The organism is Akkermansia biwaensis, assembly GCF_026072915.1.
GTDB classification, from domain to species: domain Bacteria; phylum Verrucomicrobiota; class Verrucomicrobiia; order Verrucomicrobiales; family Akkermansiaceae; genus Akkermansia; species Akkermansia biwaensis.
This window is the reverse complement of record NZ_AP025943.1, coordinates 2,944,010-2,964,627: the sequence shown is the minus strand read 5'-3', so window position 1 is coordinate 2,964,627 and position 20,618 is coordinate 2,944,010. Positions and strand designations below refer to the sequence as shown.

12 protein-coding genes are annotated in these 20,618 nt (G+C 60.6%); 8 read left to right on the top strand and 4 right to left on the bottom strand.

Features of this window, described 5'->3' with window-relative positions; all coding sequences use genetic code 11:
* Window positions 1–248 precede the first annotated feature (248 nt).
* Window positions 249–2,993 carry a pyruvate, phosphate dikinase gene (gene ppdK, locus OQH67_RS12190; RefSeq protein ID WP_215436542.1) on the top strand — a complete coding sequence of 915 codons (2,745 nt, stop codon included), beginning with the start codon at window positions 249–251 and terminating at the stop codon, window positions 2,991–2,993.
* Between the two features lie 124 nt (window positions 2,994–3,117).
* Here the strand turns inward: ppdK and OQH67_RS12185 are convergent, their stop codons facing one another.
* From OQH67_RS12185 to aroE, 4 genes are read right to left on the bottom strand one after another with little or no spacing between them, the layout of a single operon-like run.
* Window positions 3,118–3,681 (bottom strand): four helix bundle suffix domain-containing protein, encoded by a 564-nt coding sequence (locus OQH67_RS12185; RefSeq protein ID WP_215436539.1) that lies wholly within the window; start codon window positions 3,679–3,681, stop codon window positions 3,118–3,120.
* Between the two features lie 46 nt (window positions 3,682–3,727).
* Window positions 3,728–4,306, bottom strand: coding sequence for a leucyl/phenylalanyl-tRNA--protein transferase (aat, locus tag OQH67_RS12180; protein ID WP_215436537.1), 579 nt, complete (start codon window positions 4,304–4,306; stop codon window positions 3,728–3,730).
* Complete coding sequence (locus OQH67_RS12175; RefSeq protein ID WP_215436534.1) at window positions 4,303–5,328, bottom strand: A/G-specific adenine glycosylase; 1,026 nt, start codon at window positions 5,326–5,328, stop codon at window positions 4,303–4,305. The genes aat and OQH67_RS12175 overlap by 4 nt, the downstream gene beginning before the upstream one ends.
* Entirely contained in the window at window positions 5,321–6,253 is a 933-nt protein-coding gene (aroE, locus tag OQH67_RS12170) for a shikimate dehydrogenase (protein WP_215436533.1), read from the bottom strand. Before aroE ends, OQH67_RS12175 begins: the two co-directional genes overlap by 8 nt.
* A gap of 157 nt (window positions 6,254–6,410) precedes the next feature.
* Between aroE and OQH67_RS12165 the strand changes: the two genes are divergently transcribed.
* Genes OQH67_RS12165 through OQH67_RS12135 form a run of 7 tightly spaced genes read left to right on the top strand, consistent with a single transcriptional unit; the run spans window position 6,411 to window position 20,390 of the window.
* The gene (locus tag OQH67_RS12165; RefSeq protein WP_215436531.1) at window positions 6,411–7,406 is read left to right on the top strand and encodes an AAA family ATPase; all 996 of its coding nucleotides are present in this window, start codon (window positions 6,411–6,413) and stop codon (window positions 7,404–7,406) included.
* 51 nt (window positions 7,407–7,457) lie between these two features.
* Entirely contained in the window at window positions 7,458–8,339 is an 882-nt protein-coding gene (locus OQH67_RS12160) for a DUF58 domain-containing protein (RefSeq protein ID WP_215436529.1), read from the top strand.
* Between the two features lie 28 nt (window positions 8,340–8,367).
* Window positions 8,368–10,425, top strand: coding sequence for a vWA domain-containing protein (locus OQH67_RS12155; protein WP_215436527.1), 2,058 nt, complete (start codon window positions 8,368–8,370; stop codon window positions 10,423–10,425).
* Window positions 10,422–12,641 (top strand): vWA domain-containing protein, encoded by a 2,220-nt coding sequence (locus tag OQH67_RS12150; protein ID WP_215436525.1) that lies wholly within the window; start codon window positions 10,422–10,424, stop codon window positions 12,639–12,641. Before OQH67_RS12155 ends, OQH67_RS12150 begins: the two co-directional genes overlap by 4 nt.
* An 8-nt stretch (window positions 12,642–12,649) precedes the next feature.
* A complete protein-coding gene (locus tag OQH67_RS12145) occupies window positions 12,650–15,466 on the top strand; it encodes a DUF4175 domain-containing protein (protein ID WP_215436523.1) in 2,817 nt (938 codons plus the stop codon).
* A gap of 17 nt (window positions 15,467–15,483) precedes the next feature.
* Window positions 15,484–16,125 (top strand): DUF4159 domain-containing protein, encoded by a 642-nt coding sequence (locus tag OQH67_RS12140; protein WP_215458927.1) that lies wholly within the window; start codon window positions 15,484–15,486, stop codon window positions 16,123–16,125.
* Window positions 16,125–20,390, top strand: coding sequence for a cytochrome c biogenesis protein CcdA (locus OQH67_RS12135; protein WP_215436518.1), 4,266 nt, complete (start codon window positions 16,125–16,127; stop codon window positions 20,388–20,390). Before OQH67_RS12140 ends, OQH67_RS12135 begins: the two co-directional genes overlap by 1 nt.
* Window positions 20,391–20,618: the final 228 nt, after the last annotated feature.

The window sequence follows — 20,618 nt, the reverse complement described above, 5'->3', positions numbered from 1 at the left end:
TGAGCCGGGTTTTATTTCCGGGAAACGCTGTGAGGTAAATCAGCGGGAGGTGCCGAGATGCGGAAAAAACGGGGAAAATATTTTCTCCCAAAAATCATCAAAAACATTTTTGTTTTCCTTACAATTTCGAGTTGACAAAGGCGGATGCGCCGGGCATCTTTACTCGACCCCAACTTGCTTTTGGGTCTCTTGTTGACTCATGCGGCCGGCTTTGGGGCAGAATCATTAATTCGACTACAACAATCGATATGTCCACCAATTCCTGCGCGTGCAGCGCATCCACTGACAAATTCGTCTATTCCTTCGGCGGAGGGTCCGCTGACGGCAATGGCAGCATGAAAAATCTTTTGGGCGGCAAGGGCGCCAACCTCGCGGAAATGGCCCGCATCGGCCTGCCTGTTCCTCCCGGATTCACGATCACCACGGAAGTTTGCACCTATTACTACGACCACGACTGCACCTATCCCTCCCAGCTTGACGCCCAGATCAAGGAAGGCGTTGCCAAGATGGAACAAATCCTGGGCCGCAAGTTCGGCGACACGGAAGCCATGCCCCTGCTGGTGGCCGTGCGTTCCGGCGCCCGGGAATCCATGCCCGGCATGATGGACACGATTCTGAACCTCGGCCTGAATGAAAAATCCGTGGAAGCCATGGTGAAGGCCACCGGCAACCCCCGCTTTGCGTGGGACTGCTACCGCCGCTTCGTGCAGATGTACGGCGACGTGGTGCTGGGCGTGCAGAAGAACCCGGATGAAGACCACGAACCCTTTGAAGCCGCCATTGCCGCCATCAAGGAAGAACGCTACGGCAGCGCCGACGTGGAAGACACCAAGCTTTCCGCGGACGACCTGAAGGAACTTGTCTCCCGCTTCAAGAAGCTGGTGCTGGAACGCACCGGTCATGAATTCCCGGAATGCCCGTGGGAACAGCTCCAGGGTGCCATCGGCGCTGTGTTCGGTTCTTGGAACAATGACCGCGCCATCGTTTACCGCCAGAAATACGGCATTCCCTCCGAATGGGGCACCGCCGTCAACGTGCAGGCCATGGTATTCGGCAACACGGGTGAAGAATCCGGTTCCGGCGTGGCGTTCACCCGCAACCCCGCTTCCGGCGAAAACGAATTCTACGGCGAATTCCTGATGAACGCCCAGGGTGAAGACGTGGTGGCCGGCGTCCGCACGCCCGCTCCCGTGGCAGCCCTTCACGACGTGATGCCCGCCGCCTTCAATGAACTCATGCGCATCCGCGAAGTGCTGGAAAACCACTTCCACGACATGCAGGACTTCGAATTCACCATTCAGGACCGCACCGTGTACATGCTCCAGACCCGCAACGGCAAGCGCACCGGCGTGGCCGCCTTCCGCATCGCCTGTGAAATGGTGGAGCAGGGCCTGATCGACTGGAAAACCGCCGTGCGCCGCATTCCCGCGGACCAGGTGGACCAGCTCCTGACCCCGATCTTCGACCGCGAGGCCATCAAGCAGGCCAAGATGCTCACCCGCGGCCTTCCCGCCGGCCCCGGCGCTGCCACCGGCCGCATCTACCTGAATGCGGAACGCTGCGTGGAAGCCGCGGACAACGGTGAAAAAGTTCTCCTGGTCCGTCTGGAAACCTCTCCGGAAGACCTGCGCGGCATGATCGCCGCGGAAGGCATTCTGACCGCCCGCGGCGGCGTCTCCTCCCACGCGGCCCTCGTCGCCCGCCAGATGGGCAAGGTCTGCGTCTGCGGCGCCGACGAAGTCATCGTGGACTACAATAACCGCACCGTCACCGTTGGCGGCATGACCTTCAACGAAGGCGACTACATGTCCATCGACGGAACGAGTGGCCTGGTGTACGCCGGCAAGGTGGAAACCTCCCCCTCTGAAATCATCCAGGTTCTGATCTCCAAGACCATGAAGCCGGAAGACAGCCGTACCTACCAGAACTTCGCCAAGCTCATGCAGTGGTGCGACGACTGCTCGAAGATGAAGGTGCGCACCAATGCGGACTCTCCCAAGCAGACGGAAGCCGCCCTCGCCTTCGGCGCCACGGGCATCGGTCTCTGCCGCACGGAGCACATGTTCTTTGAAGGGGACCGCATCGACTTCGTTCGTGAAATGATCCTCTCCACCAAGAAGAGCGACCGCGTGGCGGCCGTTTCCAAGCTTCTTCCCTACCAGAAGGGCGACTTCAAGGGCATCTTCAAGGCGCTCAAGGGCCTGCCGGGCACCATCCGCCTGCTGGACCCGCCCCTGCACGAATTCCTGCCCCAGACGAAGGAACAGCAGCTTGACTTGGCCCAGAAGATCGGCATGCCCGTGGAAGTCATCATGCGCCGCGTGGCTGAACTCCACGAGTTCAACCCGATGCTCGGCCACCGCGGTTGCCGCCTCGGCATCGCCTATCCGGAAATCACGGAAATGCAGGCCCGCGCCATCTTTGAAGCCGCTGTGGAAGTCTCCCAGGAAGAAGGCTTTGCCGTGGTGCCTGAAATCATGGTTCCCCTGGTGGCCTTCAAGAAGGAACTGGACATCCAGAAAGCCATCATCGACAAGGTGGCCCAGCAGGTGTTCGAGGAAAAGGGCACCAAGGTGGACTACCTCGTGGGCACCATGATCGAAATCCCGCGCGCCGCCGTCACGGCCGACGAAATCGCGGAAACCGCCCAGTTCTTCTCCTTCGGCACCAATGACCTGACCCAGACGGGCCTGGGCATGAGCCGCGACGACTCCGGCTCCTTCCTGCCACAGTACCAGGAACTGGAAATTATCAAGAAAAACGTCTTTGCCTCCATCGACCAGGAAGGCGTCGGCAAGCTCATGAAGATTGCCGTGGAACTTGGCCGCTCCACCCGCCCGGACATCAAGCTGGGCATCTGCGGCGAACACGGCGGCGACCCCGCCTCCGTCAAGTTCTGCAACACGCTCGGCCTTACCTACGTGAGCTGCTCCCCCTACCGCGTCCCGACCGCCCGTCTGGCCGCCGCCCAGGCAGCTCTGGAACAGGCGTAAGTCTTTGTTAAGGGTTAAAAGTCAGCCCGTGGCTCTCCGGAGCCGCGGGCTTTTTTGTGGATAGGGAGGGGGAATGAACTTAATGGACAGAGTGGACTGGGTGAGGTGCTCCTCCTATGATGGGTTACTTGTCCCGGCGCTTGCGTTGTTCCAGGCGGGCGCGAGTCATGCGTTCGCGAATGCCGCCGTTTTGCAGGAAATCCCGTTCCTGAGCCTGGATGAGTCTCGTAAGAAGGCCAAGAGCCACATTAATGAGGATAATCGCCGCATTGGCTCCAAAGTGGTCGGGCCGGAAATCCTTGTGCGTTCCTACCCAGCGGATGACTTCCTGTGCTGAAGAAAATCTGGCTTTAATCAGTTCCTGTGCGTAAGGACTGTTGTTTTTCCATTGTTCCAGGCCCCGCTGGCGCATGTAGGAACTATAGTCTTCCCTTAATTCCTGAAGGCTTCCTTTAGCGATTCCGGTGAGTTTCAATTCAGATGCTTTGCTGACGCCCGAATCCACGCTTCCTTCCGCGATGTTCTGCATGCCGGAACGTGCCGCCTGAACCATCTGGTCATACGTTCGTCCCTGATTTTTTACGTACTTGTTACAGAACCGGAAGGTGAAATCATAAGTGACCTCTGCAATCCGGTAAACAACCAGATTTTTGTAACCTCCGTGTTTGGGAATAAATCCGTTGTCCATCCTTGCCCCTTCCGTCCATTAAGTCCATTAAAGCCGCCTCTCCCCCTCACCCCTCCAGCGCCCGTTTCAGCATTTCCCGGTATTCCCGGGCCGGCACCTCATACGTCCCGAATTTCAGCAAATGCGGCGTTGTCCACTGGGTGTCCAGGAAAAGGAACTGGTGCGCCCGCAGGTACTGCACCAGCGCCACCAGCGCTATCTTGCTGGCATCCGTTTTCCGGTGGAACATGCTTTCCCCGAAAAACGCCTTTCCCAGGGAAATCCCGTACAGGCCGCCTTGCAGTCCTTCTCCATCCCAGCATTCCACACTGTGCGCAAATCCCATTTCATGGAGTTTGCCGTACACTTCCTCAATCTGGCCGTCTATCCACTGTTCTTCGGGCTGGTCCGTCCGGGCGCACGCATGGACGACTTCCGCAAAAGCCGTGTCCATCCGTATTTCAAAAGGTTTTTTGCGCAGGGTGCGGCGTAGGCCGTGGGGAATGTGGAAACGCTCGTCCAGGGGAATCAGGGCTCGCGGGTCCGGTTCATAAAAGGAAATTTCCCCGGTGGACGGATCCGCCATCGGGAAGCATCCCTGGCAGTAGGCGGAGAGAGTGAGTTCAGGTGTCAGGCCGGAAGTCATTTGATCTTGTCCAGCAGTTTGCCGAGTGCGGCGGAATTCAGGGCCTTGCGGTCCGGGGAGGCCATGGGCAGTTCATGAACTTTTTCCAGCGGGATCAGTTCCTCCTCCGGTCTTAAAGCGGGGGCGTCCGTCACATGGTGGATATAGCGGGTGACCCGGTAGCGGGTCACATTGTAGGTCTGTTTCAACAGATGGGGCAGGGAGAGCGTGTGGTCGTCGTCCCGCTGGGGGAAGCGGTACATGCCCGCGTGGCGTTCGCCTTCCTGACATTTGGACAGCAGGATGGATTTATTGCGGATGTAGAGGATGTCGTGGTGCTCCGCCCGCGTGATTTCCGGCTTGGGATTTTTGACGGGCAGCGTTTCCGGCCGTTCCGCCGTACAGAAGGAGCGCACGGGGCAGAGCAGGCAGTCCGGCGCGCTGATCCGGCAATAGGTCTGCCCCAGTTCCATGATGGCGGAGTTGAATTCCCGCGCATGATCCGGGTCCACCAGTTCTTCCGCCCGTGCCCACAGGTATTTCAGTCCCTCCGTGGAGTCCACGGCCGTGGAATAGTTGTCTATGCGGGACAGCACGCGCGCCACGTTGGCGTCCACGATGGGGGCCGGCTTGTTGAAGGCGAAGGAGAGCAGGGCTCCGGACGTGTACGGGCCGATGCCGGGAAGCTTTTTCAGCCCTTCCTTGTCCGAGGGGAATGTTCCGCCGAACGAAGTGACGATTTCTCGCGCGATGGCCTGGAGGGAGCGCACGCGGCGGTAATACCCCAGACCCTCCCAGGAACGCAGGGCCGTCTGTTCGTCCACGGCGGCCAGGTGGTGCGGAGTGGGGAAGCGGCGCATCCAGAGTTCATACCTGCCGAGCACCGTGGGAATGGTGGTCTGCTGAAGCATCAGCTCGGAAACGAGGATGTGCCACGGATCTTCCGTGCGCCGCCACGGGTAATCTTTTCCCTCCCGCCTGAACCATTCCACCAGGGCGTTCCGGAAAGCCTGGATGTCGAAGATAGGGGAGGTATCAGGCATCTTTCCTTTCAAGGGCTTGGCGCATGGCGGCTACGTCCGGCTTGATGCCGAACCAGCGTTCAAAGGAGAGAGCGCCCTGGTGAATCAGCATGGAAAGGCCGTCGGCCGTCCTGGCCCCCTGGAAGCGGGCTTCCATTTGGAAGGCGTCGTTGTGCGTCTGGAGGTCATATACCAGATGGTGCGCGGAAAACAGGGAGGACGGCACGGGGGACGGGTCCGTAGGTTTCAGGCCCAGGGCCGTGGCGTTGACGATCAGATCGGCATCCTCTACGGCCGCATTAAAGCGAGGCGTGTTGTTCAGGTGGGCCGTCAGGCGGTCGTACGCCCCTTCCAGCCTGTTTTCGTCAATGAAGAAGGAATCCAGCCTGTTCTTGAGAGCCTGGAGTTTTTCCTCCGATCTGCCGGCCAGCGTCAGCCGTTCGCAGCGCTGCATGGCGCAGGTGTAGGCCAGGGCCAGTCCGGCGCCTCCGCAGGCTCCCAGAAGAACGATTTTCAAATCCCTGAGGTCCACGGAGAATTCTTCCCGGATGGCTCGGGAAAAACCGGGGCCGTCCGTATTGAACCCGGTGATGGAGCCGTCTTTCTGGAAGACGAGTGTGTTGACCGACCCCGTGGCGCGGGACAGGGCATCCGTTTCGTCGCAGAGCGCGCAGGCAGCCTGCTTGTGGGGAACGGTCACGTTGGCGCCGATGAACCCCTTGTCCCGGATCAGGCGCACCACGTCCGCGAATTCCTCCGGAGACGCCTGGATGCGTATGTAGCGCGCCTTGATGCCCGCGGCATCCAGCGCGGCCTGCTGCATGGCCGGAGATTTGGAATGGTCGATGGGGTAGCCGATGACGGCCAGTCCGGCGGCAACGGGTTCGTCGGCATCGAACGGGTTTTCTTCATCCAGAAGATCGGCCAGGGTGTAATAGGGTTTCATGGAAAGATAGAGGAACGGAAGCTGGCGTTCAGGATATATTATGGCGGAAATCCCGCCGGATTTCAAGGCAAACGCATATCATTGATTTTTTCCATTATGGAATTGACTCAGGGGACATGGTTATGAGAATCTGATGGAGTTTCCTACCAACTATTTTATGATAAATAATGAAGAACAAGAGTCCGTTTCCTCGGACTGGGAGCGTATCCGCGCCGTTGTAGCGTCCGTCCGGGAAGAAGCCGCCAAGGTGATCGTGGGACAGGCGGATGTGGTGGATCAAATGCTCGTCTCTCTTTTGTGCCGCGGGCATTGCCTGATCGTGGGCGTTCCCGGTCTGGCGAAGACCCTGCTCGTCGGGACGCTGGGTCGGATTCTGGGGCTGGATTTCAAACGCATCCAGTTTACCCCGGACCTGATGCCGCCGGATATTCTGGGCAGCGAGATTTTGCAGACCTCCGCGAACGGCAGCCGGGCGTTCGAGTATGTGCCGGGTCCGGTATTCACGAACCTGCTGCTGGCGGACGAAATTAACCGCACTCCCCCCAAAACCCAGGCGGCCCTGCTGGAAGCCATGCAGGAAAAGCAGGTCACCGTGGCCGGAAAGACGCGGACGCTTGCGGAGCCCTTTATCGTGTACGCCACGCAGAATCCGCTGGAGCATGAAGGCACTTATCCCCTGCCGGAAGCCCAGCTTGACCGCTTTTTCTTCCAGATTCTGATCAAGTATCCCGATGCCGCGCAGGAAGTGGAAATCCTGCGGCGCACCGGCGGCCTGTCCATGCCGGAACCGGAAGTCCTGCTGGATGCGGAGCAGGTGATCGCCCTGCAGAATGCCGTCACGGAGATTCCGGTGCCCGATCACGTGTATGAGGCGATCGTGCGCCTGGTGCAGAGCACCAGGCCGGAATCCTCTTCCGCGCCGGATTACATCCGGTCCTACCTGGCATGGGGAGCGGGCCCCCGCGCTTCCCAGTGCCTGCTGAGGGCGGCTAGGGCGCTGGCCCTGCTGCGCGGTCAAACCTCCGTTTCCGTGGAGGAAGTCAGGGAAGTGATGCGGCCCGTTCTGCGCCACCGCCTGATTCCCAATTACAACGCCACCGGGGAAGGTGTTTCCGTGGAGGACATTCTGGGCAGATTGCAGGAATCCCTGTAGCCTGCCGCAGCATCCCGCTTCCGTTCCTTTTTTCAATCCGGAAGACCGCGCATGAGCGAAACGAGCCACAAATATCTGCGTCCCGAAGACGTTCGGCGTCTGGCAAACTACCGTTTTGCCGCCAAAATGATGGTGGAAGGGTGGATGTCCGGCCGCCACCGTGCCAGGGGCAGGGGGGCTTCCAGCAATTTTCTGGAATACCGCCAGTATGCCCAGGGGGACGACGTCCGCATGGTGGACTGGCGCGTTTATGCCCGTACGGACAGGCATTATCTGAAAACGTTTGAACATGAGACTCATCTGGAATGCCATCTGCTGGTGGACAGCAGCGCCTCCATGGGCTTCCGGGACATGGGCCCCATGAGCAAGCTGGAGTACGCTTCCTTTTTTGCCGCCTGTTTCGCGTGGCTGGTGGTGCGGGGGCATGACATGGTTTCCCTCCAGTTGTTTGATGAGAAAATACGCAGTTTCATTCCTCCCGGTTCCTCCATGAAGCACCTGGACCAGATACTGAACCGGCTGGAACACAATGCGCCGGGCGGCCTCACCTCCGTCAGCGCCGCGCTGGAGCGTTCCCGCGGGCTTCTCCGCAGGAAGGGGACGCTGGTCGTCGTCTCCGATTTTCTGGACGACCCAGCCTCCATCTTCCACGCGCTGAATCCCTACCTGCACCGGGGATTCAAGATCATCCTCATCCAGGTTCTCGACCCCGGCGAACTTTCCCTGAGGGACCAGGGCGCCGTCCGCTACCGGGACATGGAGACGGGGGACCGCCTGGTGCTGAACGCCGCCAGCGTGCGTGAGGACTACCGGCGCGATTTCATGAGCCACCGCCAGGCCCTGCGTTCCATGGCCGCTTCCAGGGGCGTGGCCTTCATGTCCGCAACCACCAGGGAGCCGTACTACGGCCTTTTCGACCAACTGGCAGGCTGATCTTTTCCTCTCCTGACTTCCTCTCTCCATGAACCTGTTTTTTTCCAATCCCCTGTTCTGGCTGATGGCTGCGGCGGCCATTCCGCTGCTGGTGCATCTTTTTGCCCGCAGCAGGCCCAGGGAACGGGAATTCAGCTCCCTGATTTTCCTGCGCAGAGCGGTGAAGCGCCATGTGCGCCTGAGAAGACCCAAGGACTGGCTTCTTCTGGCCGTCCGGACCCTGGCGGCGGCCTGCCTGGCGGCGGCGTTCCTGCTTCCCTACATGGCCGGGCGGAGCATGGAGGAGCAGGGCAGCCGCTCCGTCATTCTGGTGGTGGACCGTTCCGCTTCCATGTCCGCGGCGGACGGCCAGGAATCCCGCATTTCCAAGGCGGGTGTCTTTGCCGGACAAATCATGTCGGATCTGAAAAGGGGGGACCTGGTGAACCTCATCTGGGCGGATGCGGCCCCCGCCGCCCTGTTCCGGGAGCCCATGCCCTCCCATGACTTGGTGAACAGGGAGCTTCAGCGCATCCACAGCAGGCCGGAGGCGGCCAATACCGCCGCCGCGCTGGCCCTGGCCGTGGAGCAGGCGGCACGGACGGCTTCCACGCGCCCCACTTCCGTTTACATTCTTTCCGATTTCCAGTCGTCCAACTGGAGCGGAGTGGACTGGGAGAAGGCCTTTCCTCCGGACCTGGACGTGCGGTGCATTCAGGTGGCGGACCATGAACGCCTTCCCAACACGGCCGTGACTTCCCTGAAGGTGATGCCCGCCACAGTGCTTCCCGGGCAGTCCGTAACGGTGCAGGCCGTTCTTTCCAACTTCGGTTCTCAGCCCGTGCGCGTCACGGCCCATTTGGAGGCCGGTTCCCTGCGGGCCTCCCGTACGGCTGAAATCCCCGCGGGAGCCAAAGAAACGGTTTCCTTCCAGGCTCAAGTTCCCGCCTCCGTGGAGGAATGGCCCGTTTTCGTTACGCTGGACCACGATGCGTTCCCCGCGGACGATACCGCCGGAACGGTGGTCAGGGTGGGAGCTTCCCTGCAATGCGACGCCGTAACGCAGGATGAGGCGCAGCTCGGTTTCATGATGAAGGCCCTCCGGTTCATTCCGTTTCTGGATGTCCAGTCCGCCGGGGGACTGGGGAGGGAACAGCCGGATTTCATTGTCTGGAACAAACCGGAAAAAGAGGATTTGAAGAAGATGGAGGCGCTGGCGGAGGCCGGCTCCGTCATTGTAGCCGTGCCTGATTTTTCCGGGGATGCCGTGGCAAACGCGCTCATGGGCCTTCCGGACGGCCCCAGAACCTTTTCCGAATACGAGAAGACGGGAAAAGGCTGGACTTTGAATGCCGCTCTGCCGGACGACTCCGTGTTCGATCTGTTCCGCGGAGGGGATGCGGCCTCCCCCCTGGATGCCCGCGTGTTCCGGCGCCTGAACGAAGGGCTGGCTCCGGATTCCTGGAATGATTTGGTCAGCGTTCTCGTCCGCTATGAAGACGGGGTTCCGGCCATTGCCAGAAGGGTGAAGGGGCGGGGAGCCCTTGTTTTGTGGAATGTTCCGGTCCAGTCCATGGATGCGGACTGGGGGAAATCCCCCCTCTTCCTCCCGTTCCTGGCGGAAGCCATGCTGAAATCCCGCCAGGAGGGGGTGGGGGAAGCCGCTCCGGAGCCGGGCAGGGACTTTCCTTCCTGGATTTTGCCGGATACGCTGGATGCAGCGGACGTGGTTCTGACCGGGCCGGACGGAGCGGAACTTCTGTGCAAGGAATCCCGCCTTTCTTCCGGCAAGCGCCTTCTTTCTTCCGTGGCTCCCGCCGTTCCCGGAACCTACGTGTGGAGCGGCCGCCATGCCGCCGGAATGCCCCTGCATACCCAGGTAGTCAACTTCCCGGTGGGGGAATCCAACCTGCAAACGCTGGCGGCGGGGAACCTGCCTGCATCCGTGGCTGTCGTCACGGCTTCCGGAAAACTGGTGGAAGTAACGGGCAGAATACCTCTGTGGCCGTGGCTGCTGGGGGCGGCCGTTCTTCTTTTCGCCTTGGAACTCTGGCTTTCCTCCCTGCCTGTCCGGACGGTCCATGATGGAAAGGAGGCGCAATCATGATCTTTGAACCCGTCATTCCCTGGGGCTGGCTGGGCGTCGCCGCCGCGGCCTGCCTGGTCCTGTTCTGTTTTCTTTTGGCGCGCGGCACGCGGAGTTTCCGCCCGCGCACCCGCATGCTCGTGTCCGCGGCCTACCTGGCCGGAATTGCCGGAACCCTGTTCCTGCTTGCCAATCCGGGCAGGAAGGAAACGCTGACGGTACATTCCCGTCCCGTCTGGATCGTCGCTCTGGACGCCTCTTCCTCCATGACAGCCCCCATGCAGTCCTCCGGTGCGGGAGGTTCCCGGGTGGATGCCGCGCGCAGGGACTTGAAATCCATCGCCGGCCTGGTGCCGGACGGCGTGGACGTGCGCTGGGTTTCTGTGAAAGATTCGTCCTCCATCCTGCCGGATGCGGGAGCGCTCGCCCGTGTGGAGGCGGACGGCAGTTCCTCCCCCCTGTCCCGCTCCCTGGCCACTCTGCTGGAGGACGAACGCTCCGGAGGGCGCGCCCCTTCCGGCCTTATCCTTCTTTCCGACGGCAGAGACACGGAGCCCGCGCATCTGGGAAGGCTGGCACGGGAGGCCGGGAATCTGGGAGTTCCGGTCCATACCCTGTGCTACGGAGAGAAGTGGGAGGCCCCCCGCCTGACGCTGGAAGCGACCAAGACCATCATTCACTCCTTCCCCGGAAATACGGTTCAGGCGTCCGCGCGGGTGAGGAACAGGAAGCTGGGTGCCGTCCAGACCGCCGTGTCTCTGCTGGATGCCGGGGGCAGGGTGTTGGACAGGAAGGTGGTCAATGTGGCCGACGATGCGGACGCCGTAGTGAATTTCACTCTGGAGTGCCCGCCCAAATCGGCCCATTTTTCCTTGAAATGCGATGCCGTGCCCGGCGACGAATCCGGACCGGAAGGCCATGAAGCCCTTTTTTCCGTACAAGCCATGAGATCGCGCATCCGCGTGTTCATGGCGGAGGGAGCCCCGTACTGGGACAGCAAATTCCTGGCCCAGTTCCTGCGCCGCCAGCCTTCGTTCGACGTCCGTTCCATCCACATGCTGACCCAGGAGCGTTTTTACAGCATCAACACCGGGGAGGAAACCGGCGCGAAGGCGGACGGTGAGTCCATCCCCTCTTCCCTGGAGGATTTCCTGCGCTTTGACATGGTCATTCTGGGCAAGGGGGCGGAACGGATCATCACCCCGGCGCGCGCCGCCGCCCTGCATTCCTTTATACGCGATTACGGCGGCCTGCTCGTCTTTGCGCGCGGCAAGTCGTACGCGGGCCGCTTTCCGGAGATGGAAGCCCTGGAACCCTTCGCCTGGAAGGCGCCGTTCCCGGGTGACCACCAGCTCACCCCGTCCCCGGAAGGGGTGAAGGACGGCCTGTTCGGCGTCGTGCTGCCGGGTACCGGGGCCGACGTGTGGCGTTCCCTGCCGCCGCTTGAGGATTCCTGGGACGTGGAAAGAATTTTCCCCAGCACGCGGGTAGTGGCCCGGTCCCCGGACGGCCGCATTCCCCTGCTGGCCGTCAAAAGAGTGGGCATGGGCGCCGCGGGCATGATCAACGGCGACGGATTGTGGAAGTGGGACTTTTTCCCGGAGGCACTCAGGCTGGGGAACTGGTATGAGGATTTCTGGGGGCAGTTCCTGCCGTGGATGCAGACGGCGGCCGAATTCCTCCCCGGCTATGACCTTTCCCTGCATGTGGAGCGCACTTCCGTGGAACCTGGCGTTCCCGTCTCCTTCTCCATGAGCTGGAGGGGCAGAGGGCGGCCGTCCGGGGTGTCCGTTGAAGTGGCGGACATCAGGAATCCGGAAAAAACCATCTTTTCAGCCGCCGCGCGGCAGGACGCCTCCCGCGGGGGGCTGCCCCGCTGGAACGGCGTGTTCACTTCCCCCGGACCGGGCCGCTACATTCTCCGCGCACGCATGGCGGGGAGCGGCGCTTCCCCCATGCCGGACGTCTGTCTGGATGTTCCCGAACCGCCGGGGGAACGGGACAATCTGGATGCGGACCCGGCTTTTCTGGCTTCCATGAGCGAATTGACCGGGGGCCGCCGCCTGTCCCGTGAAGAACTGGACGGGACCCTGCCTGCCATGATGGAACCGCCGCCCGACTACACGAGCAGGGAGGAAGCTTTCTTCCCCCTCTGGAACCGCTGGTACGTCCTGCTGGTACTGGCCCTGCTTCCGGCCCTGTACTGGTGGGTGCGCCGCCGCAACGGATTACTGTAAACAACCCCATGAAGGAAAAGGACTCCAACACTCCGGCTTCATCCGCCTCCCGGCCCGCTCCGGGATTCCGCGGACTGTTTTCCGCCGTTCTGCGCCGGGAGAGACGCCGGGCGCTGGCCGCCGCCTGCTCCCTGTGGGGGATGGCGGTCATTCTGGCATGCGGCCTGTATGTCCTGGCCGATGTTTATTCCCCCCTGGAGAATAAGACGCGGGAATGGGCCTCCCCCGTTCTGGCGCTCCTGCTGCTGGTTCTGCTGGCCGCACTGCTGACGCATGCGTGGCGCAGGAATCCGGCGGACTTGGCGCGCAAGGCGGATTCCGCCAACCATGACGCCCGTCAAACCGTGCTTTCCTTCTGGGAAATGAGCCGGAGCCCTTTTGCGGCGGAGTCTTCCGGCCATTCCCTGGGAGCCTGGCTGATGGGGGAAACGGAGCGCGCCGCCCGTTCCCGGCTGGAGCAATACGCGCAGAACGACCGCCTGTGGCGCCTGTTGAAAAGAAAATCCGTATGGGGCCTGCTTTTGCTGCTGGCCATGTGCGCGGCGCTGGCCTCATGGAACCGGGATGCGGCCGGAGTGCTGTACGGCAGGCTGTGCACTCCGTGGGAGGACATACCGCCCCTTTCCCCCTACCGTTTTGAACTGGTGGACTCCCCTTCTTCCGTCGTGTACGGTGAGGACGCCCTGATGCAGGTGCGCGTCACGGGGGCTCCGCTGACTTCTCCCGTGGAAATATGGGTCAGGCCGGACGGCCATCCCGTCCAGAAGCTGGCCGCGTTCCGCGACCAGTCCGGCATTTGGGCCAGAAGGCTGGAAAAACTGACGGCTCCGTGCCGGATCGCCTTCGCCACTGCCGGCGGAAAGGCCAGGAGCGAATGGTTTCCGCTGGAAATCAACTACCAGCCCAAGGTGGCGGGCGGCTCCGTGATCGTGTCCCCGCCGGAATATACCGGTCTGCCGCCCGTGGAATATCCCCTGAACGGCCAGGATGTGACGGTGATTGACGGCGGCACGGCGGATTTCATTCTGGAAAGCAATCGTCCTCTGATGTCCGGGAAAGCCGTCTTTACGCCGGACAGGAAGGACCTGGAGCCGCAAACCGTGCAGGGAGTCCTTCTGCCGGACGGCCGCATTTCCTTCCCCCTCCGCGTGCGCCAGTCAGGGACGGCGTCCATCCAGATGACGGATTACCGCGGGACCGGGATGGCACGGCCTCTGGAAAACCGCGTCAGGGTGAATGCGGACGCCCGTCCGTCCGTGGTTATTCATGCCCCCGCTCCGGTTTCCGTGGCCCTGGAAGACGTGGTGATTCCCTTCCATGCGGAGGTGCAGGACGACTACGGCGCCACCCGTGTGGCGTGGGTCAGGAGCGTGAGCGGCTCCCGCGCGCGTTCGCTTGAAATGCCCGTGCCGGAATCGTCCAAAAAGTCCCTGTTCCTGGCGGAACAGCTTTCCCTGCCGGCGCTGGGGGCCAGGGCCGGGGATGTGCTCCAGTTGTCTGTGGAGGCCCGCGACGCCAATCCCTACCTGCTGAACATGACGGTTTCAGAACCTGTCACGGTGCATGTCATCAGTGAGGAACAGTACCGCGAAATGCTGCGCATCAGGACGGGCGTGGATGAGTTCGTCAACAAATACCGCCTTTTGGCCCAGTCCATTGCCGATCTGGTCCGGGAATTGGACAGGGCGAAGAAAGCCAATCCGTCCGGACTGAGCCGGGAAGAAGCCGTCCAATTGAAGGAAAAGCACGCGGAAGTCAGAAAACTGGCGGAAAAGATGGCGAAGGATTTTCCTATTTTCGACACGGACGGTAAATTGTCGGAAACGGCTTCCTCCCTGGCCGGAATCATTGCGAAGAATGAGGAAGACCTTTCCGGAGAACTTCCCGGAACTCAGGAATCCACCCAGGAGTTTTTCCGGACCATGCGCGACAGGCTGCGCGCTCCGCAGGAGGAAACGGCCCGGCAGAGCGGAGAAGCGGAAATGGCTGCAAAAATCATGCAGGGGTACGACCTGATCATGGAGTTCCGCCGTCTGGCGGATTCTCAGAAAGAGACGGCGACCATGCTGGGGCGCTTTTTGTCCGAACGGAAGGAGGGGCGCTCCGTGACTGCGGAGCAGTTGAAGTCCCTGGGCGAATCCCAAAAGGAAATATTGGCTCTGTACTGGCTCTGGCACAGCAGGGCTCCCGCCGTGATTTCCGCCATTCCGGGGGAAGCGGAGGAATTCAGGCGGGAGATGGCCGCCTTTATCCAGGCATGCCTTCAGGCGGGTATTGCGGAACTCATGGAAGAGAGTGCCTCCGCCTGTTACGCGGGCAAGCCCGCGGCAGCGGCGGACAGGGCGCAGAGAGCCTGGGAAATCATGATGAAGCTGCTGGGGGAAAACCCCGCCGCGTCATCGACAGGAGCATGTTCCGTAAGCGGCATGAGCCGGGAATGCGCCGGAGCCATGCAGCAGCTTTTGAATTCCATGCTGAGCAGAAAGCAGGGAAAAGGCGGATTTGGGGGCGGACAGGGGGATGGCGGGGGCGGCCTGATGAATGGAGCCCCCATGTTCGGCCCCCAGAGGGAGAAGTTCCAGCAGTCCCGCCCGTCCCGGGAAGGAGCGGGCGAGGGTTCGCAGAAGGGGGAAGGCGGAGACGGGACCGCAACGAACGCCCGGCATTCCTCTTCCGGCCATAAGGATGAAGAAGCCGGACGGAAACAGGAAAAAACGCCGGGGGACGGCCTGGGCAGTCCGGCCATGCAGCAGGTGCCCGGCCTTTACCGGGATGCCGTCAGGCAATACTTTGAACAACACAGGCAAAACGAGCCAAAACAATGAAAACGAACCTTAAACGAATGATGACGGCGGTTCTTGCCGCGCTGTTCCTGTATCCGGCGGAAAGCTGGGGAAAGGAAGGCGTGGTTCAGTGCGGCAACCTGATTTATGCGGGTACGCAGACTTCCCGCTGTTTCAGTGACGAATTCCTGTCCACCGTCCAGCAGAAAACCAGCATTTCCACCAGCAGGCGGTTCCGGGCCGTACGGCTGGACAATGAGGAACTGTTCCGCTTCCCCTTTGTGGTGATGACCGGGGAGGGGGACTTCGTCCTTACGGCACGGGAACGGGAAAACCTGAAGAAATACGTCCAGTCGGGCGGCTTCCTGCTGGCTTCCGCCGGGTGCTCCAATGCCGCCTGGGACGCTTCCTTCCGCAGGGAGATGCGCACCATCTTCGGAGAAGCCGTTCTCAAGCCCGTGTCCATGCGCCATCCTGTTTTTTCAACCGTTTTCAACATCAAGCAGCTGGAAGCCGGGAAACAGGCCGCGAAAGGCCATTTGGAAGGCGTTACGCTGAATGACAAGCTGGTCATCATTTATTCCGCGGACGGCCTCAACGACAGCCGCCACTCCAAGGGATGCTGCTGCTGCGGGGGCAGCGAACTGGGAAACGCCCTTGAAATCAACGCCAATATTCTGGCTTACGCCCTTCTGCGCTGATGAAGCCCTTCCTGTTCCATTTCCTGTGCCTGTCCATGTTCCTTGGCCTGAACGCCGGGGGAACCGTTCTGACGGAAGAGCAGCTGATAGCGGCGGAACAGCCGTCCGCGCTGGTCAAGTTTCTGGAAAAGGAGGGGAAGGACCCGCGTCCGGACCTGGTGGCCATGCTGAAAAGCCAGCGCCTGGCCGTTCGGAGCAAGGCGCTGGATGCGCTGGAGGATATGGCGGGGAACGACTTCGGCTTTGACCCCTGGACGGACCCGGACAAAGCCGACCCCGGCCCTCTTCTGTCCTGGGAAGCGTGGCTGAAACAGCCTTCCCGGGCTGAAAACGGGGGAAAGGAGCAGGACGATACCCGCCTGTATTCCATGATCCTGACGGGAACGGAAAAGGCGAGGGAAAGCGCCTGCCGGGCTCTTCTTTCCCGCAAGCGGCAGGCTCTGGAATTCCTGACGGGGTATCTGGAAAAGCATCCGGACCTGGATGCGGATACGGAGAGAGCCATTCGTCAGGCGCGTTTCCGGATGCAGCTGGATGAAGTAACGCCGGACGCCTCCCTGCTGGCGCGCAAACTGGCCGGCAGCCACCGGAACGACATCATCGACGCTCTGGAAGCTCTCCGGAAGAAACCCGTTTCCACCTTGCCCGTCATTCATGAATTCCTGGATCACCGCGATCCCCTCGTCCGGGAAGTGGCGGTGGACGTGTTCCTGCAAAACGGCAAAAAGAGCGCCGTGGACCATATCGCTCCCCTCCTGGAACGGGAAACGGATGAAAATGTGCTGCAAATCGCGTTCCGGAGGGCCAGCGACAATGACGATGAGGAATCCCGGGCGGGACTGGAAAAGCTGCTGGTCAGGCATGCCTCTTCGGAGTCGGAAGACCTGTGCCTGGCCGCCTTGAAGTCCCTGTCGGAGATCGAAAAGCTCCAAACGGCCATTGATCCCGAACAGCTTTTGAAATTGTTCCGGCACCCTGAATGGAGAATCCGCCATCAGGCCCTGCTGTATGCCGGAAAACACAGGATCGTCCAGCCTCCCCTGGACGGGAAGCTGGGAGAAATACGCGCGGCGGCGGTCAGGAGCGGCGTTGTCCGGCCCTCTTCTGCGGAACTCCTGTATCCGCGCGTGGTGGAGATGTTCCGGGATGAAGACGAATCCGTGCGCGCAGCGGCGTTTCTGGTGGCGGCGCGGATGAAAAGTGCCGCACTAGCTCCGGCTCTGGAACAGCTTGCATTCGACATGCCGGACATGGTCCCCGTCATCCTGTATGCCATGATGGCCGGAAACGCGGAGCTGAGCCCCGCCATGCAGGCCATGCTCAAGAGAATGCCCGCGGAAAAGGTGAACGTACTGGTCCGTCAGGAAGACCAGTGGGATAACATGCTGACGGCTTCTGATCCCAATAATACGGCCAAACTCGTCATCCAGTGTCTGCTGGAACATCCGGATCCGGAAGTGAAAAGCATTCTGGCTGTCATGGAGGCGGACCGTCTGGACGAAGATTCTTCCCCTGAGGCCTGGAGGTTTGTGCTGGACCGGCTGAAAGATTCCTCCGTTCCCCTCAAAACAAAGGAAAAAATGATTTCCACCATGTCTCTTTCCTACGGGGAAATCGGTAAATTGTGCAAACTGGCCATTCTCGGCGATATCAAGGTTGATCCCAATGATAACTGGGAGACCCAGAAAATCAAAAAACTGAAAAAAATACAGTCTTTCGGTGTGGAACTGGTGAATATCCTGAGAGAATTTTCCACGCTGAAGGATGAGGAATATTCCGGATTGAAGAACAAATGCATCCGGACCCTGCTGCAATACGGGGATGAGGAAGCGTTCCGCAGTGTTTTGGCTTCCTACCGTATCCTGCCCCAGGAGATGCGGTATGAGATCGCTTACAGAATAAGCAGTGAAAAGGACTTTTTGTTCAGGAACCTGCCTCTTGTGAAGCTGGTGGCGCAGGATGAGGACCCGGAAGTCCGCGAACGCATGAAGTCATTTTTTGAAAAAGTCTGTGAATATTATTCTTCCAGCAAAAGGGAAGAATCAAGAGGAAGGAAGCTTACCATCCTGAATAATTCCCGGAGGAATGCGGAGATGCAGGCATTTCTGGACGAAGTGTTCACGCAAAAGTACGGCGACCAGTACTGGACGTATTTCCTCAGGAATTTCCTGGGCAGTTACGAGATTTCCAGGCTGTTTGAAAGGATTCCGCCGGACAAGTATTCCATCTTTTTCCCGCGGAAGTACATACGCGGTGTGGCGGATGATCCCGCCCGTTCTCCATGGCAGCGGGCTTCTGCGGAATTCGCCCTGTTCCTGCAGGAGTATCCCCATGCCGTTTTCCCTCCCGCCGGAGTTGATGAAAACCCGGTTCTCGCGTCCCTCAGGACTTTTCCGCAGGGTATCCGGGAGATTCCGGAATGGATCGTTCAGACCCTTTCCTCTCCCGACCCCATGGTCAGATGCAACGCCATCACCCTGCTGATGCCGTTAAGCGGGATCAAAATGGCGCTCAGGTCGCCTGAGGGGGAACTTCTGGAAGGGGATTTCCCCGCGCTGAGGCGGCTTTACGAGAAATCCTACCTGGGCGGCAGGAAGGCGGAAAAGTCATCCCTCCTTCCGGATGTGCTGGCCTCCCTTTCCCGGCTGGCCGTCAAGGACCCGGATCTTCGCGTACGGGTTTACGCCTCCCTGGCACAACTGGTGGCTTCGCGCAAGTGCGATGTGGACGCCTTTTGTGCGATACTGGGAGAGGTTTCCCGGAAGAATGAGGAATTGGAGGAACAGGGCCGGTATAACAATGAATGGGACAAGCTTCTCGATTATTTCCAGAATGTGTTTACGGACCGTTTACAGAGTCGCGAATATGAAATGTACGAGAACTTTAGCGGCGGAGGCACCATGTTTGCCTTTGAACCGCCGGATCCTCTTCCCGGCAAGGGCAAGCTGACGGAAGAGGAACGCCGGTTGTTCGTCCGCGTCTCCACCGAGGTGCTGAAGGACATGTACTGGTCTTCCTCCCTGACGCGCAAGTACGGAGCCGCGGCCGTTCCGGCGGTCATGAGCTTTGCGTCCATGATGCAGGGCAGGGAAAAAGCCGCATCGGCGGCGGAGACGGATTCCGTTGCGGTCCGGGAGACGGCTGGGACACATCCCCCCGATCCGAATGCGCCGTTCCTGGTCGTTTTCTTTGAGAAAAGCGGCTGCGACGAATGCGCCAGGGTCATGCGGGACCTGGAAAGCCTGCGCCGGGAATATCCCGCCATGCAGTTGGAGACTTATTCCATCACGGATGATCGGGGAACGGAATTCAACGCGCTACTGTCTTCACGGTTCAAGATTCCCCAGCGGGACAGGCTGATTGCCCCGTCCGTATTCGGAGCGGCAGGGGGCCTGATGCGCGACCGCCTGACCTCCGGCAACCTGAAGGCCCTGCTGGAAGATTCGAGAAGGCAGCCGGAAAGCGGCATCCGCCCGGACGGAACCCGGCCCGCGTGGGCCATGATGGACCGAGAAGCCATGAAACAGGCCGGGAAGGAGGTGCAAGACACGTATGAAAGCCTTTCCCTGGGCGTGGTGCTGCTGGGCGGCCTGATAGACGGCGTCAACCCGTGCGCGTTCGCCACTCTGATTTTCTTCCTGTCCTATCTGCAGATTGCGCGGCGCTCCCCGCGGGAGCTGCTGCTGACGGGCGGCAGCTTCGTCCTTTCCGTTTATCTGACGTACTTCGCCATCGGCCTGGCGTTCCATGAACTCATCGGGCAGCTGCAGGCGTGGTCTTCCCTGAAGATGGTCATGGACGTCCTGTTCTCCCTGCTGGCTCTGCTTGCGGCCGTCCTTTCCTTCCGGGATGCGTGGCTGGCCCGCCGGGGACGGCTGGCGGACATGTCGCTGACTTTGCCGGATTTCCTGAAGAAGCGCATCCGCCGGACGGCCAGAGAGCAGAGCAAGTCCGCCCGCTTCATCGTGGCGGCGTTCGCTGCCGGGATCGTCATTTCCGCGCTGGAACTGGCCTGCACCGGGCAGGTGTACGCTCCCATCATTTACCAGATCAGGCAGGGGAGTTCGTCCGCCGTGGGCATGCTGGCCCTGTACAACCTGGCATTCATCCTGCCCCTGCTGCTCATTTTCTTCCTGGCCTACCGGGGGATGAAGGCGGAGGCCCTGATCCGCTACCAGCAGAAGCACGCCTTTCTGGTGAAAATGCTGCTGGGCGTCCTCTTCCTGTGCCTGGCGGCCATCATCGTCTGGGGTGCGGTGCGCTGACGCGGTTCTTCTTTAACCGCGTGGAGCGCCGTATGCCATGCGGCAATCTGGGCCGGCGCCGCAGGGCGTTCTTTCCTGGCCTGTTGCTGGCTCCCGTTCCCGTCCGCGTTGGGGAGGGATTTAAAGACCGATTTGCGGGTGTTCCATGATTTTCAGCGCCGCAAGGGCATGTGGCATTTCCTGAACATGGAGAGTCGGCCCGTGCCATACGGTATAAGGGCATGAGGA